Annotated in this window: 11 protein-coding genes; 8 read left to right on the plus strand and 3 right to left on the minus strand. The window is 71.3% G+C overall.

Translation table 11 applies throughout. The features are described 5' to 3' along the window. The first annotated feature begins 159 nt into the window (after window positions 1-159). The gene (locus FB465_RS20290) at window positions 160-3,684 is read left to right on the plus strand and encodes an endo-alpha-N-acetylgalactosaminidase family protein (protein ID WP_145792565.1); all 3,525 of its coding nucleotides are present in this window, start codon (window positions 160-162) and stop codon (window positions 3,682-3,684) included. Window positions 3,685-3,798: 114 nt separating this feature from the next. Further along, window positions 3,799-4,131, plus strand: a complete 333-nt coding sequence (locus tag FB465_RS20295; RefSeq protein ID WP_145792567.1) for a hypothetical protein — start codon at window positions 3,799-3,801, stop codon at window positions 4,129-4,131. Between the two features lie 41 nt (window positions 4,132-4,172). Here FB465_RS20295 and FB465_RS20300 read toward each other — a convergent pair whose 3' ends face one another. Then, window positions 4,173-5,930, minus strand: a complete 1,758-nt coding sequence (locus FB465_RS20300; protein ID WP_145792568.1) for a glycoside hydrolase family 35 protein — start codon at window positions 5,928-5,930, stop codon at window positions 4,173-4,175. A gap of 88 nt (window positions 5,931-6,018) precedes the next feature. Between FB465_RS20300 and FB465_RS20305 the strand changes: the two genes are divergently transcribed. Continuing rightward, window positions 6,019-6,933 (plus strand): AraC family transcriptional regulator, encoded by a 915-nt coding sequence (locus tag FB465_RS20305; RefSeq protein WP_425461255.1) that lies wholly within the window; start codon window positions 6,019-6,021, stop codon window positions 6,931-6,933. Window positions 6,934-7,083: 150 nt separating this feature from the next. Here the strand turns inward: FB465_RS20305 and serC are convergent, their stop codons facing one another. Together serC and FB465_RS20315 are read right to left on the minus strand one after the other, a co-directional pair. Further along, a complete protein-coding gene (gene serC / locus FB465_RS20310) occupies window positions 7,084-8,202 on the minus strand; it encodes a phosphoserine transaminase (protein WP_145792570.1) in 1,119 nt (372 codons plus the stop codon). A 190-nt stretch (window positions 8,203-8,392) separates the two neighbouring features. After that, a complete protein-coding gene (locus tag FB465_RS20315) occupies window positions 8,393-9,493 on the minus strand; it encodes a citrate synthase 2 (protein WP_145792572.1) in 1,101 nt (366 codons plus the stop codon). Between the two features lie 324 nt (window positions 9,494-9,817). On the opposite strand from FB465_RS20315, the gene pdxH reads away from it, so the two are divergent. The 5 genes from pdxH to FB465_RS20340 all read left to right on the plus strand — a co-directional run bounded on the left by pdxH (window position 9,818) and on the right by FB465_RS20340 (window position 15,693). Further along, the gene (gene pdxH / locus FB465_RS20320; protein WP_425461193.1) at window positions 9,818-10,516 is read left to right on the plus strand and encodes a pyridoxamine 5'-phosphate oxidase; all 699 of its coding nucleotides are present in this window, start codon (window positions 9,818-9,820) and stop codon (window positions 10,514-10,516) included. 190 nt (window positions 10,517-10,706) lie between these two features. Continuing rightward, on the plus strand, window positions 10,707-10,889 hold the full coding sequence (fxsA, locus tag FB465_RS20325; protein WP_145792574.1) for an FxSxx-COOH cyclophane-containing RiPP peptide: 183 nt from the start codon (window positions 10,707-10,709) through the stop codon (window positions 10,887-10,889). A 27-nt stretch (window positions 10,890-10,916) separates the two neighbouring features. Beyond that, window positions 10,917-13,313 carry an FxsB family cyclophane-forming radical SAM/SPASM peptide maturase gene (locus FB465_RS20330; protein WP_145792576.1) on the plus strand — a complete coding sequence of 799 codons (2,397 nt, stop codon included), beginning with the start codon at window positions 10,917-10,919 and terminating at the stop codon, window positions 13,311-13,313. A 32-nt stretch (window positions 13,314-13,345) separates the two neighbouring features. Next, window positions 13,346-14,134, plus strand: coding sequence for an AAC(3) family N-acetyltransferase (locus FB465_RS20335; RefSeq protein WP_145792577.1), 789 nt, complete (start codon window positions 13,346-13,348; stop codon window positions 14,132-14,134). A gap of 170 nt (window positions 14,135-14,304) precedes the next feature. After that, a complete protein-coding gene (locus FB465_RS20340; RefSeq protein WP_145792579.1) occupies window positions 14,305-15,693 on the plus strand; it encodes a TIR-like protein FxsC in 1,389 nt (462 codons plus the stop codon). Window positions 15,694-15,715 lie beyond the last annotated feature (22 nt).

A 15,715-nucleotide genomic window follows, 5' to 3' on the forward strand; every position in this document is an offset into this window, starting at 1 on the left:
GGTTGGCCCGTTGCCTCAGGTGCCGGCGGACGCCCCTGTGCACGGAAGTGCAAGTGCCGGGCCCGGTAGTCCATAGCGGGCCTCCGTTCCGAGGCGGGATCGTTCGGCGGAGCTGAGCGGGACATGCGGATTCCCGCCGCCGGACGAGGAGATGAGGCCATGCGACGGAGCAGGGGCAGGTGGCGGGCGCTGGCTGTGGCGGCCGCGTTGGCGGCGGGCGGGGCGCCCGCCGGGGTGGTGCAGGCGCAGGCGGCGGCCGTGGCCGGGCAAGTGACGTTGAACTCCGGGCAGTTGGGAGTGGCGGTGGCCACCGACTTTCCCCGGGTGGTGAGTTACACCGATCTGGCGAGCGGAGCCGTCATCGGCGGGCGTTCGACGTCGGTCACGAGCGTGACACTCAACGGGACGGCGTACCCCGTGACGGTCGCGGTGACCGGGCAGACGGCCACCAGCGTCTCGTACACGCTGAGCTTCGCCGCGCTCAGCGGCGTGCAGCTGGACGCGAGTCTGAGTGTGCAGGGGCGGGTGGTGACCTTCCGGGTGGACGCCGTGCGGGACACCACGGCCTTCCGGGTCGGGACGATCGACATCCCCGGGCAGGACCTGATCTCGGTGGCCAGTACGGACGCCGGGGCGGCCACCGCCTTCACCACGCTCTCGCCGGACTCGACCACCACGGCGGACCGGTTCGCCTCGGTCACCGGAAGTACGGCGGCTGACGCCAACCCGGTCGGCGCCTCGTACGCGCTGCTCAACACCGGGATGCTGGCGGCCGCCATCGAGTCCAACTCGACGTACGACAAGCCCTCGGGCGCCACCGACCGGGACGCGGCACGGTTCTGGCACCAGGCGCGCAAGCAGGCGGACGGCTCCGTCCGGGTCGGGGTGTGGAGCGGGCAGTGGACGTATCGGGGCGCGGGCAGCCCGTTCACCGAGGAGCTGCCCTGGGCGAAGGTGGTGATCACCCCGGACGCCAACGGGGACGGGGTGGTCGACTGGCAGGACGGCGCGGTGGCGTTCCGGTCCATCGGCGTGGTGCCGGACGGCGCGTCGGAGACCAAGGACCGGGTGGTCGCCCACATCCCGTTCAACTTCGCCAGCCAGGCCACGCATCCGTTCCTGCGGACGCTCGACGACGTCAAGCGGGTCTCGCTCGCCACCGACGGCCTGGGCCAGTTGGCGATCCTGAAGGGGTACCAGAGCGAGGGGCACGACTCGGCGCACCCGGACTACGGCGGCAACTACAACGCCCGCGCCGGCGGCCTGGCCGACCTCAACGAGCTGCTGAAGGACGGGAAGCAGTGGGGCGCGTCGTTCGGCGTGCACGTGAACGCGACCGAGGCGTACCCGGTGGCCAACAACTTCAGCTCCACGCTGGTCGATCCGAGCGCGAAGGGCTGGAACTGGCTGGATCAGTCGTACTACATCGACCAGCGCAAGGACCTCACCGGCGGGGGTCTGGCCGCCCGCTTCCAGCAGCTGCGCAACGAGACGGACGGCAACCTCGAGTTCCTCTACATGGACGTCTACTACACGCACGGCTGGATCGCCGACCGCACGCTGGCCGAGCTCAGGAAGCAGGGCTGGCAGCTGGGCACCGAGTGGGCGGACAGGTTCGAGCGCGGCTCGCTCTGGTCGCACTGGGCCAATGACCTGAACTACGGCGGGGCGAGCAACAAGGGCCTCAACTCGAAGATCATCCGGTTCATCCGCAACGACCAGAAGGACGTCTGGAACAGCGACCCGATCCTCGACAACGCCCGCATCGTCGAGGCCGAGGGCTGGACCGGCCACCAGGACTGGAACGCCTTCACCGCCAACATCTGGCAGCACAACCTGCCCGCCAAGTACCTGCAGCACTACCGGATCACCAACTGGGGTGCCAAGGACATCACCTTCACCGGCGGCGTCCGCGGCACCACGGCGAACGGCAACAAGCGCGAGGTGTACGACGGCACCGCCAAGGTGATCGACGGCAACGCGTACCTGCTGCCCTGGTGGGACCAGAGCAGCGGGCAGCAGAACCGGCTCTACCACTGGAACCCGGCCGGCGGCAGCAGCACCTGGACGGTGCCGCCCGCCTTCGCCTCGGCGACCGGTTTCGACGTCTACGCGCTCGGCGACAGCGGCCGGACCAAGGTCGCGACGGTACCGGTGAGCGCGGGGAAGGTCACCCTGACGGCCACGGCCGGGAAGGCATACGTCCTCTACCCGAGCGGCAGCTCGCTCACCCCGCCGACCGCCCAGTGGGGCCAGGGCACGCCCGTCCGGGACCCGGGCTTCAACGGGGACCTCGCCGCCTCCTGGCAGACCAGCGGCCCGGTGAGCGTCCAGACCGACGGTCTCGGCGGGCACACGGCGGTGCTCGGCGGGGGTGGCGAGGCGGTGCTGCAGCAGACCCTCACCGGGCTGCAAGCGGGCAGGAGCTACAGCGCCTCCGCGTGGATCGAGGTGGCTCCGGGCCAGACCCGGCACACCACGCTGACCGCCGGCGGGCAGTCCGTCGCGGTGGACCGCTCGGCGCTGACCAACTACGTCGCCGCGGACGAGAGGCACGGGACCAACTTCCAGCGCGCCAAGGTGCTGTTCACGGTGCCCTCCGGCCAGACCGCGGCCACTCTCGCCATCCGCGCCGCGGCGGGCTCGGCCACCGTCCGGGTGGACGACCTCCGGGTGGTGCGCGACGACGTCACCACCAAGGCCGGCACGGTCGCGTACGAGGACTTCGAGGCCGTCGACCAGGGCTGGGGCCCGTTCATCAAGGGCGACGCGGGCGGCTCGACTGACCCGCGGACGCACATCGCCCAGCTGCACGCGCCGTACACCCAGGCGGGCTGGAACGGGAAGCCGACCGACGACGTGCTCGGCGGTGCCGGGCAGTCGCTGAAGTCGCACGAGGAGAACGACGGACTGGTCTACCGGACGGCTCCGTGGACGGTGAACTTCCAACCGGGCCACAACTACCGGGTGGAGTACGATTACCAGAGCTCCAACGCGGCCTCGTACGCCTGGGTCACCGGCTACGACAAGGCGAACGGCGGCGCGGCCGAGACGCACTCGACCGCGATCGGGCAGCAGCGGCAGACCGCGCACTTCAGCGAGCAGCTGACGGCGGGCTGCGGTGACACCTGGGTCGGCCTGCGCAAGGTCGGCGGCGCCCCGGCCGGAGCGGACTTCGTGCTCGACAACTTCACCGTGACGGATCTCGGCGTGGCGAGCGGCTCGGCCTGCGTGAGCTGGCTGCCGAAGACCGGTATGACCGTGACGGGCGTGGACAGTTCGGACGACGCGACCGGTGGCCAGGCGGCCAACGCGATCGACGGGGACACCACCACCCAGTGGCACACCGCCTGGTCGCAGGTGAGCACCCCGCCGCCGTACCCGCACTGGATCACCGTCGACCTCGGTGCGAGCTACGACCTCAGCGCCGTCGGCTACCTGCCCCGGCAGGACGGCGGGACCAACGGAATCATCAAGTCGTACCAGGTCTACGTGAGTTCGGATGGCGTCAACTGGGGCCCGGCGGTCGCGGCCGGCGACTTCGCCACCAGCGGGATCGCCCAGCAGACGGTGCCGGTGACGGCGCGCGGCCGGTACGTGAAGCTGCTCGCGACCGCCTCGCGAAACGGCGCGGCCTTCGCCTCGGCGGCCGAGCTGGACTTCGCCGGGGTGGCGGTGCCGTAGCGGGCGGCCACCCGTCACCGGGTGGGACCCTGCGGTGGACGCTTCAGGCCTGGGCCTGAAGCGTCCACCTTCGCGCTCTAGGCGGCCGATGACCGATTTGGGAGAGTCGGCGCCATGTATCTGATTCATGTGCGACTACGGCCGACGACGCCCGGCTCCTCCCTTCCGCCGGGCCTACGCTCGCATCTGCTGGGGATGTCGGTGCCGGAGGACCGGATCGAACACCTCTCCGTGCACACCGATGCGCTCCCCCACCCGACGCTCGGCCTCTACCTGATGGCGGAGAGCCTCGGCGAGGCGGAGGAGCAGGCGACACGGCTCTGTCTGCGCTGGGTGACGGGCAGCACGCTGCTCGAGGGCTGGCAGCCGGTGGCTGCCCAGGCCCCGCTCGTCGCCCCCTTCTACGAGCAGCTGCTGTCCTTCGTCGGCTCCGGTGGCCCGAGGTAACCAGGGCGACGGCCGGGCACCCCGACGGCATCAGACTGTGGTCATCCCAGCTCGGGTGCCGCGCGCAGCTCGACGGAGTGCGGTGCGGCGTCGCCGAGTTCGAGCAGGACGAGTTCGTTCTCGCCCGGTACGAGCAGCGGTTGCGGGCAGTACAGGGTGACCTGCGGGCCGCGCGCGTCGTAGCGGCCGAGCAGGAAGCCGTTCACCCAGAGGTAGCCGTGGTGGCCGCCCGGGACGGCGAGGTAGGCGTCGCCGGTCTCCGCCAGGGTGAGGACGCCGCGGGTGAAGCCGGGGCCGCCGGCCGAGAAGTCGAGCGGGGGCAGCCGGTCGAGGTCGAGTGCCTCGACGCGGCAGCCGTGCAGGTACTGCCGCTCGTGCCGGACGCCGACCGTGATGCCCTTGGTCTCGCCCACCTGCGGGCCGTAGTTGACCCGCCCGAGCGACTCCACCAGCAGCTCCACCAGTGCGCCGCCGGGCACCTCGACCGGCTCGTGCCCGACCCCGCGTGCCAGCTCGGCCGTGCGCTTGCCGTCCACCCAGAGCGTCGCCCGGTCCCGCAGGCCCTCGACGGCGAGCGGAAGTCCGGGGCGTGGCGCGGGCACCGCGAAGGTGTAGCGGACCAGGCCGTGCGCCAGGCCGAGCTCCTCGAAGGTCGGCGGGACGGGGAAGGCCGCCGGCGCGCCGAAGGGGATCGGAGCGGAGTCGGTGAGTTCGACCGTCCGGCTCGCCAACACGGCTGGAAGCGCGGGGAATTCGGGCGTGCGGTCGTCGAGGTAGCGGGCCTCCTCCGGGTGCTCGGCCGCGAACTCGGCCAGCACGGCCCGGAACAGCTCGAACTTGGCGGTGGGCGCGCCGCGTTCGTCCAGCGGGGCGTCGTAGTCGTACGAGGTGGTGACCGGCTGGAACGGCGAGTCGGTCCACTCGGTCGAGTTGAACGGCGGGTCGGCGTGGTTGGCCCCTGCGGTGGTGCCGAAGTTGGTGCCGCCGTGCGCCATGTAGAGGTTGACCGAGCCGCCCGCCGCGAGGATGCGGCGCAGCGTGTCGGCGGCGTCCTCCGCGTCCCGGGTGTGGTGCGGCTTGCCCCAGTGGTCGAACCAGCCGTTCCAGAACTCCATGCAGAACGGCGGGTCCTCGGGCCGGTGCCGGCGCAGCGTCTCGAAGGCCGCCTCCGGCTCGGTCCCGAAGTTGACGGTGGCCAGCAGCCCGGGGACGGTACCCCCGGTCAGCATGTGGTCCTCCGGGCCGTCGGAGGTGAAGAGCGGCACGGTGACGCCCCGGCGGAGCAGCCCGTCGGCCAGGTGGCGCAGGTAGGCCGCGTCACTGCCGTGGGAGCCGTACTCGTTCTCCACCTGGACCATCAGCACGTTCCCGCCTCGGTCCAGCTGCCGCTCCACGACGCCGGGCAGGACCACGTCGAACCAGCTGTCGACGGCGGCGAGGTACGCCGGGTCGCTGGTCCTGGCCCGGCGGCCGACCTGCGCGGTCAGCCAGCTGGGCAGGCCCCCGTTGTCCCACTCGCCGCAGGCGTACGGGCCGGGGCGGACGATTGCCCACAGGCCCTGGCGCGCGGCCTCGTCCAGGAACGCGGGCAGCTCGTCCAGCCGCTCGAAGAGCCCGGGCCCGGGCTCGTGGAGATTCCACGGGATGTACGTCTCGACCGTGTTGAGCCCCATCGCGCGGAGCGCGGCCAGGCGCTGCGGCCACTGCTCGGGGCGGGTGCGGAAGTAGTGCATGGCGCCGGAGAGGATCCGCAGGCTTCGGCCGTCGAGCTGGAAACCGGTGGAGTCGTAGGTGAGCATGCCTCCTAGCCTGCGGGAACGCCCCCGCCCGGACCATGGACAAAGCCCCGGGGCGTGTTGGATTGTCGGGCGTGGAACGGGAGGTCTCCTGGTGGAGCGGTGGTGGCACTACCTCACGCCCGGCCCGGCCCAGCTGGCCACCGGGCTCGCCTGCCTCGGCGTCGGCATGCAGCAAGGCCGGCTGCCCACCGTGGGCCCGCGCACGCTGGACCACTGGGTGGCGGTGGTGGTGACCGGCGGCAGGGGGTGGTACACGGACCAGAGCGGCGTACGGCAGCCGGTGACCGCCCCTGCCGTGCTCTGGCTGCGCCCCGGCCTGCCGCACCACTACGCGCCGGACGAGGGCGGCTGGGCCGAGTCCTTCGTCGACTTCACGGGTTCGGCGACCGCCGGGTACGCCGAGCTGGGGCTGCTGCCGGAGGCCGACCTGACCCCGCTGACCGGCGCCGAGGCCGCCCAGCGGGTGGTCGCCAGGATCGCCGGCGCCTGCCGGCGCGGCGGCCCGCTGGTCGGGGTGGAGGCCGGTGCCGGGGTGCACGAGCTGCTGGTCGAGCTGCGCCGGCACCGGGCCGATCTGGACCTGGCCGGGGAGCCGGTGCTGGAGGTGCTGCGGCGGGACGCCTGCCTGCCGCTGTCGGTCGCCCAGCACGCCCGGCGGGCCGGGCTGACCGTGGCGGAGCTGCGGCGGGCGGTGCGGGCGGTCGGGGCGGTCGGGCCGAAGGAGTACCTGCTGAGCGTCCGGCTCAACGAGGCCAAGGAGCTGCTGGCGGCCGGCGAGCTGCCGGTCGCGGCGGTGGCCAGGCGGGTGGGGTACGAGGACCCGGCGTACTTCACGCGGATCTTCACCCGGCGGGTCGGCCTCGCCCCGTCGGCGTTCCGGGCCCAGCAGTACCGGGGCGACGGGCAGCTGAGGGCCGTCCGGCGGGAGGAGCTGGCGGAGGAGCTGACCGAGCTGTACGGGCCGGAGCGGGGGAGTACCGAGGCGCGACGGGCCACCGGGTAACCTCGATGACCGTGGACCCCAAGACTCGCATGCGTATCGTGACCGGCGCCCTGCTGTTGCTGCTGGCCGTGGTGGTCATCAGCTCACTGGTCAGGAGATGACGGAAGCCCACCGCCCCGAAGAGGGGAGGTGGGCTTCCTCGCGTTGCCGTCAGAGCTGCTCGACCACGTAGTCGATGCAGGCGGTGAGTGCCTCGACGTCCGCCGGGTCGATCGCCGGGAACATCGCGATGCGCAGCTGGTTGCGGCCCAGCTTGCGGTAGGGCTCGGTGTCCACGATGCCGTTGGCACGCAGTGCCTTGGCGATCGCGGCGGCGTCGATCGAGTCGTCGAAGTCGATCGTGCCGACCACCTGGGAGCGCTCGGCCGCCTTGGCGACGAACGGCTGCGCGTAGGAGGACTTCTCGGCCCAGCCGTACAGGCGCGACGAGGAGTCGGCCGTACGGGCGACCGCCCAGTCGAGCCCGCCGTTGCCGTTCAGCCACTCCAGCTGCTCGGCGAGCAGGAAGAGCGTCGAGATCGACGGGGTGTTGTAGGTCTGGTCCTTCGACGAGTTGTCGATCGCCGTCGGCAGGTCGAAGAACGGCGGGATGTACCGGCCGGAGGCGGCGATCTCGGCGGCGCGCTCCAGGGCGGCCGGGGAGAAGGTCGCGAGCCAGAGCCCGCCCTCCGAGGCGAAGGACTTCTGCGGCGCGAAGTAGTAGACGTCCGTCTCGGTGATGTCGACCGGCAGGCCGCCGGCGCCCGAGGTGGCGTCCACCAGGACCAGCGAGCCGGAGTCCGCGCCCTCGGGGCGGCGGATCGGCATCGCGACACCGGTCGAGGTCTCGTTGTGGGTGAGCGCGTAGACGTCCACGCCCGCCTCGGCGACCGGGAGCGGGTGGGTACCCGGCTCGGTCTTGATCACCGACGGCTCGCCCAGCCAGGGGGCGGCCTTCACGGAGGAGGCGAACTTGGAGGAGAACTCACCGAAGTTCAGGTGCTGGGACTTCTCGCGCACCAGCCCGAAGGCGGCGATGTCCCAGAACGCGGTGGAACCGCCGTTGCCGAGCACAACCTGGTAACCCTCGGGGAGGGAGAACAGGCTGCTCACGCCCTCGCGGACACGCTTGACCACGTTCTTGACCGGGGCCTGGCGGTGCGAAGTACCCAGCAGGGAGGTACCGGTGGCAGCGAGGGCACTCAGGGCCTCGGGGCGCACCTTGGAAGGGCCGCAGCCGAAACGACCGTCGGCGGGCTTGATGTCAGCGGGAATCTGGATCTGAGCCACACGCGCAGCCTACTGCCCGGGATTGCGCGTGTGGGGGAAAGTCCGCCCGCTGAGATGTGATCCTGCCCGCTTTCAAGTGGAGCTCAGCAGGGGTGCGAGGAACGCGCGAGGCGGAGGAGGACCGGCCTGAGCCTTCCGCTGCGCGCAGTTCCCCGCGCCCTACGTGGTTACCCGAATGAGTGACGTTGCGTCAGTGCGCGATCGACTCGTAGCCCTCGACCTCGCGCGGGCTGCGCGGGCCGGGGCCGATGTAACGCGCGGCGGGGCGGACCAGGCGGCCGGTGCGCTTCTGCTCCAGGATGTGCGCCGACCAGCCGGCCGTGCGGGCACAGGTGAACATCGAGGTGAACATGTGCGCCGGGACCTCGGCGAAGTCCAGCATGATCGCGGCCCAGAACTCGACGTTGGTGGCCAGCACGCGGTCGGGGCGACGGTTGTGCAGCTCCTCCAGCGCGGCCTTCTCCAGCGCCTCGGCGATCTCGAAGCGCGGCGCGCCGAGCTCCTTGGCGGTGCGGCGCAGCACGCGGGCGCGCGGGTCCTCGGCGCGGTAGACGCGGTGGCCGAAGCCCATCAGGCGCTCGCCCTTGTCGAGGGCCTGCTTGACCCAGGCCTTGGCGTCACCGGTGCGCTCGATCTCCTCGATCATGCCGAGCACGCGGGACGGGGCGCCGCCGTGCAGCGGGCCCGACATCGCGCCGACGGCGCCGGAGAGGGCGGCGGCCACGTCGGCGCCGGTGGAGGCGATCACTCTGGCGGTGAACGTGGAGGCGTTCATGCCGTGCTCGGCGGCGGACGTCCAGTAGGCGTCGATCGCCTTGACGTGCTTCGGGTCCGGCTCGCCGCGCCAGCGGATCATGAAGCGCTCGACGACCGTCTCGGCCTTGTCGATCTCGCTCTGCGGCACCATCGGCAGACCCTGGCCGCGCGCGCTCTGCGCCACGTACGAGAGGGCCATCACGGCGGCGCGGGCGAGGTCGTCGCGGGCCTGCTCGGCGGAGATGTCGAGCAGCGGCTTGAGACCCCAGACCGGGGCGAGCATGGCGAGCGCGGACTGCACGTCGACGCGGATGTCGCCGGAGTGGACCGGGATCGGGAAGGGCTCGGCGGCGGGCAGGCCGGGGTTGAACTTGCCGTCGACCAGCAGGCCCCACACGTGCCCGAAGGAGACATGGCCGACCAGGTCGTCGATGTCCACGCCTCGGTAGCGCAGTGCGCCGCCTTCACGGTCAGGTTCGGCGATCTCGCTCTCGAAAGCGATGATTCCCTCGAGCCCGGGTACGAAGTCGGACATCAGACGGCTCCTTCAGTGATCCGATACGACGGGCCGCCGTGGTGGGGCGGCGCCGTCGGGTGACCGTTGGTGGTTGGCACTCGGTGCCAGACTCTCAGGCACGGAGTGCATTGCGCCATACACCACCACGGTGATGTTTCCCAAAGGACCGCTCGACCTGCTCCCGCTTCCGACATCGGCGGCGGACTTTCCGGAGAGAACCGGATAATTCCGGACAATCTCCCATACGGCGGGTGGCCAAGCGGTGGCGAGACACCTTATCTCCCACCGTGGTTTGCCCGGACGTAGCGGTACCCGACGCTTGTCGTACGGGATGATGTTGGCGTGCCTACCGCGGAACGCCACCCGACACCCCTGACCACGCCCGCCGAGGAGCGGCCCGGTCCGGACCTGACCGTGATGCGCAAGCATTACCAGCACGAGGGCCTGGCCGAGGAGCAGCTCGCCGCCGACCCGGTCACCCAGTTCACCGAGTGGTTCCATCAGGCGGACGAGGCCGGGGTGATCGAGCCCAACGCGATGGTGCTCTCCACCGCCGACGCGGCCGGCCGGCCCAGTTCTCGTACCGTGCTGCTCAAGGGTTTCGACCGGCGCGGCTTCGTCTTCTTCACCAACTACGGCTCCCGCAAGGGCGCCGAACTGTCCGTCAACCCGCAGGCGGCGCTGCTCTTCCCGTGGATCGCGATCGCCCGCCAGGTGCTGGTCACCGGCCGGGTCGAGAAGGTCGGCCGGGACGAGACGGCGGCGTACTTCCGGACCAGGCCGCACGGCTCGCAGCTGGGCGCGTGGGCGAGCGAGCAGTCCAGCCCGGTGGCCGGGCGCGAGGTGCTGGAGCAGCGGTACGCCGAGCTGAGCCGCCGCTACCCGGAGGGCGAGGGCGTCCCGGTGCCGCCGTTCTGGGGCGGGTACCGGGTGGTCCCGGAGGAGGTGGAGTTCTGGCAGGGCCGGGAGAACCGGCTGCACGACCGGCTGCGGTACATCGCGGAGGGCGGCGGCTGGCGGGTGGAGCGGCTCTGTCCGTAGCGGCCCATGCGCGGGTACTACGTCAATTGCAGTATTTGAATCCCGCTCGAAGTGATGGATTTCTGGCCATTCGGCGCGCGAGAGGTAGCCCGATCCGGGACACTCAGCGGTAATCGGGCGAACCAGGGCCGAGCCAAGGCCTCTGTGTTACCCCGTTTCCCCGCGCTTCAACCGCAGAAACGAGACTGCAATGGTCGCCGCACTCGCCACCCGGCCTGCTGACCGCGAGTCCGTCGAGGAGCCCGCCCCACGGGCCTCGCTCGCCTCCCTCGCCGATCTGGGTTCCGACAAGCTCACCACTCAGCTGCATCGGGCGCTGCCCGGCGCCGAGTCCGGTCAGGTGGCCGTAGCGGCCTTCAACTCCTCGATCTGACAGACACCGCGCGGCCGGTAGACGCACATGTCCCGTCCCTCGGTGCCGTTCTCGCAGTTCGTCCTGAAGGTGCACAGCCGCTGTGATCTGGCCTGCGATCACTGCTATGTGTACGAGCACGCCGACACCAGCTGGCGCGGAAAGCCGCGCGCCGTCTCCGAGCGGGTGCTGACTGCGACGGCCGAGCGGATCGCGGAGCATGCCCTCGCCCACCGGCTGCCGGCCGTCCATGTCGTGCTGCACGGCGGAGAACCCCTGCTGGCCGGCCCCGCGTTGCTGCGGCGGGCCGCGGAGGAGCTCCGCCGTGCGCTGCCGTCCGGGTGCGCCCTGGACCTGCGGATCCACACCAACGGGGTACTGCTCGGCCGGGAGTTCTGCGATCTCTTCGCCGAGCTGGGCATCAAGGTCGGCGTGTCGCTCGACGGCGACCGGGCGGCCAACGACCGGCACCGCCGGTACGCCGATGGTCGTAGCAGCCACGCGAAAGTGCTGGCCGCCGTCGAGCTGCTCAGGCGGCCCGAGTACCGGCACCTCTACGCAGGCCTGCTCTGCACCATCGACGTGGAGAACGACCCGGTCGCCGTCTACGACGCACTGGTCGAGCTCGACCCGCCCAGGATCGACTTCCTGCTCCCGCACGCCACCTGGGACGAGCCGCCGAAACGTCCCTCCGGCCTCGGAGAGGCGCCCTACGCCGACTGGCTGCAGGCCGTCTACGACCGCTGGACGGCCCACGGCAGGCCGGTCGCGGTCCGTACCTTCGACTCGGTCCACCGGACCCTGCGCGGGCAGTCGAGCCTGACCGAGTCGCTCGGGCTCGACCCGGCCGATCTGGTCGTGATCGAGACGGACGGCACCCTGGAGCAGGCCGACAGTCTGAAGACCGCCTTCGACGGTGCGCCCGCGACGGGTTTCGACGTCTTCGCGCATACCCTGGACGAGGTGGCGGGTCATCCGGGCATGATGGAGCGTCAGTCCGGCCTGGCCGGGCTGAGCGCCGAGTGCCGGGCCTGCCCGGTCGTCCGCTCCTGCGGAGGTGGTCTGTATGCGCACCGCTACCGCACCGGCCGCGGGTTCGACAATCCCTCCGTCTTCTGCGGGGACCTCATGAAGTTGATCACGACCATCCGGGATCGTGTGGCTGTTTTTCCTGGCGTTCCGGCCCAGGCCGCGCCCGTCGAACCGTTGCTCACCGAGCAGCAGGTGGACGAGCTGGCCAGGGGTCACGGCAGCACCGAGACCGTGGCGACCCTGGCCGACGCCCAACTCGGCCTCACCCGCCGCCTGCTGGCGGCGATCTCGCCCGGCGCCCCCGAGCCGTGGTCGCTGCTGACCGAGTTGGACGCCCGGGCCCCGCACGCCCTCGACGCCGTGCTCGGGCACCCGTACGTGCGCGCCTGGGCCGTGCGCTGCCTGCGGAGCGAGCCGGGCGCCGACCTCGGCGGCTTCGCGGAGATCGCGGCCGCCGCAGCGCTGCGGGCCGGCCTGGACTTCGAGCTGGCCGTACCGGTCAGGGACGGTGCGGTGCACCTGCCGACGCTCGGCCGGGTCCTGGTCGGCGGCGGGGGTGAGGCCGAACTGCGCGGTACAGCCGACGGGTTCACGGTGCGAGGCGTCACGGTCGGCTGGGACTCGCCGGAGGGCGGTCCGTGGCAGCCCGTCCGCCGGGTCGCCCTGGCCGGCGGCTGGACGGTCGCACTGGAGGACACCGACCCTCAGCGCGACAGCCACCAGTGGCCGATCGAGGACCGCCTGCCGGAGAGTGAACTGCTCGCCTGGAGCGGCTGGTTGCGGGAGGCCTGGGAGCTGATCGGCCGGGACCTGCCCGGCTACGCCGCCGGGATCCTGGCGGGCCTCGGCACCATCACGCCGCTGCGGCCGGGCCCGGCCGGGCGGGACGTCAGCGCAGCGGCCCGGCAGGCCTTCGGTGCCGTCGGCATCGCCAGGCCGGCCACCGCGCCCGCCCTGGCGCTGCTGATCGCGCACGAGTTCCAGCACGTCAAACTGGGCGCGGTACTGGACTTCCAGGACCTGTACGACCCGGCGGACGACCGCCACTACTACGCACCCTGGCGCCCCGACCCGCGCCCGCTGGAGGGGCTGCTGCAGGGCACGTACGCGCACCTCGCCGTCACCGAGTTCTGGGGCACCCGGGTGCGGGCGTACGACGGCCTGGAGAGCGAGGCGGCGGGCCATGCCCGGGTGCAGCTGGCGACCTGGCGGGCCCATACCGCCGAGGCCGTCGAGACGCTGGCCGGTTCGGGCTCGCTGACCGCCCTCGGGCAGCGCTTCGCCGAGGGGATGCGGTCCGGCGTGGCACCCTGGCTGGCGGTACCGGTGGGGGCGGCGGCCGAGGACGCCGCCCGCCGCGCGGCGGCCGAGAACTTCGCCCAGTGGCAGGCCCGGAGCACCGTAGCCCGCTAGGACGGGCTCGACGACGCTGAGGAGTTTCACCCGTGTTCGCTGCCGGGAAGCTGGAGCAGGATCTGCGAGATCTCGGCATCACCCGAGGGGAGACGCTGCTCGTCCAGTCGTCCCTCCGGTCGATCGGCAGGGTGGACGGCGGGGCGGGCACGGTGCTCAAGGCGCTGATGCACGTCCTCGGCGAGGAGGGCACCCTGGTCGTCTACACCGCGACCCCCGAGAACTCCGACACCTCCCGGCTGGCCCTGGCGCCCACGATCGGCATGTCGCCCGCCGAGCTGCGCGAACACCGGGACCGGATGCCGCCCTTCGACCCGGTCACCTCGCCGACCTCGCCGATCCTCGGCCACTTCTCCGAGGTGGTCCGGGCGGAGAAGGCCGCCGTGCGCAGCAACCACCCGCAGACCTCCTTCACCGCACTCGGCCGCCGGGCCGAGGAGTTGATGGCGGAGCACCGGCTGGACTGCCACCTCGGCGACCGCTCGCCCGTCCGGAAGCTGTACGACAGCGAGGCCCGGGCCCTGCTGATCGGTGTGCCGGTCTGGTGCTGCACGGCCTTCCACCTCGCCGAGTACTGGCAGCCCGAGCCGCCGATCCAGCGCTACGGCTGCGTGGTCACCGACGGCCTGGGCCTGCGCCGGTGGATGCACTTCGACGCCGTCCATCTCGTGGACGAGCACTTCGTCCCGATGGGCCCGGCGCTCGCGGCGGGGATGCCGAGTCTGGTCGAAGGCATGTTCGGCGATGCTGAATGCTTTCTGCTGCGGATCCCTGAAGGAGTGGACGTCGCCGACAAATTCCTGCGGGAATGCAGAACTTGACGAGAGCATGGGGCGATCTGCCTCCGCCGCCCTATTCCATTTGAGAACCTGACCTTCCTACACTGAAGGCCCTCTGTGGGGGAACGACGCAACTGGGAACTGAGCGCAGTACCAGCTACGTCTGAGGCGGAGCACCATCAACACACCGGACGGTCTCGGGGGAGGCGCGTGTGTACGGCGACCCTGGGGGTTGGGACGAGGACACGGCGCGGCCGTACTTCTTTCTCAGCTACGCGCACACACCGCGCGCCGGCACCCGGGGAGCGGGCGATCCGAACCACTGGGTGAGCAAGCTCTACGAGGACCTCTGCGAGGCGGTTCTGCAGCTCACCGACCTGCCGGAGGGCGCGCCGGTCGGCTTCATGGACCAGTCGATGCACCAGGGCCAGTTGTGGGCGCAGCGGCTCTCCCAGGAGCTGGCGAGCTGCCGGGTGTTCGTCCCGCTCTACTCGCCGCGCTACTTCAACAGCGTGGCCTGCGGCCAGGAGTGGCACTCCTTCACCCAGCGCCCGGTCTACCCGGAACGGCAGACCTCGGAGCGGACCAGCGGAATCGTTCCGGTGCTCTGGGTGGCCATGGGCCAGTACCAGCTGCCGGAGGTCGCCAGCCAACTCCAGTTCAACCACAGCAGTTTCGGCCCGGACTACGCGGCCGAGGGCCTGTATGCGCTGATGAAGCTCAGCTACTTCCGCTCCGCGTACGAGCTGGCCGTGTACCGGCTGGCCAAGCGGATCGTGGATGTCGCGGAGGACACCGTGATCCCGGTCGGCCGCCCGCTGGACTTCCAGTCGCAGCCGAGCGCCTTCAAGGCCGCCGCGCCGACGAAGCGGCTGAGGATCTCGGTGTTCTCGTACAAGCAGTCGGAGCTGCCGGACGGCCGGAACCCGGACTACTACGGTCCCAACCGGGTGGACTGGCACCCGTACCAGCCGCGGGCCGGACGGCCGTTGGCCGAGCACGCGGTGCGGCTGGCGAAGCAGCTGGGGTTCCACCCGAGCGTCCATGAGTTCGACCAGGAGGCGCCGGAGCTCCTGGCGAGCGCCGAGCCGGCCGCGCCCGGGGTGCTGCTGCTGGACCGCTGGGCCTTGCGGGATGAACAACGCCGGGAGATCGTAAGGAAGTTCGACCGGAGCAACCCGCCCTGGGTGAGCGTTCTGGAGCCGTGGAACTCGGAGGATCCGGACTGCGTCGCGCAGGACCGGCAGCTGGGTGAACTCAGCACCCAGACACTGCGGTTCAAGCATCGGGAGGCGAAGCCGAGCTTCCAGGGCGACTCCTCCGGGCTGGCCACCCTCGAGGAGTTCGAGGACGCCCTGCCGAGGGCGGCCATGCGGGCCAAGTACGCGTTCGAGGACCGGGCCAAGAGCACTCAGGGCAGGCCGGGTGCGCCGAGGCCCAGCCTGCGGGAGGCCTTCGGCGGTGAGCCCAGAACGGTCAACGAGCCCAGAACGGTCAATGAGCCCAGATCGAGGCGGCCCGGGACGGGCCGCGGCGAGCCGGGTAGTGATGAGGAAGGCGGCTCTCCCCCGGGGGCCGCTTTCGGGGGAGGAGAGGCATGACCGAGAACCCGACCAGGAACCT

Source organism: Kitasatospora atroaurantiaca, assembly GCF_007828955.1.
In the GTDB taxonomy this organism is placed as follows: domain Bacteria; phylum Actinomycetota; class Actinomycetes; order Streptomycetales; family Streptomycetaceae; genus Kitasatospora; species Kitasatospora atroaurantiaca.

Bases quoted from the DNA above. Each gene is read 5' to 3' on its own strand.
- fxsA (WP_145792574.1), top strand. From the start codon at position 10,707: ATGGTCGCCGCACTCGCCACCCGGCCTGCTGACCGCGAGTCCGTCGAG.
- FB465_RS20330 (WP_145792576.1), top strand. From the start codon at position 10,917: ATGTCCCGTCCCTCGGTGCCGTTCTCGCAGTTCGTCCTGAAGGTGCAC.
- FB465_RS20315 (WP_145792572.1), bottom strand. From the start codon at position 9,493: ATGTCCGACTTCGTACCCGGGCTCGAGGGAATCATCGCTTTCGAGAGC.
- FB465_RS20295 (WP_145792567.1), top strand. From the start codon at position 3,799: ATGTATCTGATTCATGTGCGACTACGGCCGACGACGCCCGGCTCCTCC.
- FB465_RS20290 (WP_145792565.1), top strand. From the start codon at position 160: ATGCGACGGAGCAGGGGCAGGTGGCGGGCGCTGGCTGTGGCGGCCGCG.
- FB465_RS20300 (WP_145792568.1), bottom strand. From the start codon at position 5,930: ATGCTCACCTACGACTCCACCGGTTTCCAGCTCGACGGCCGAAGCCTG.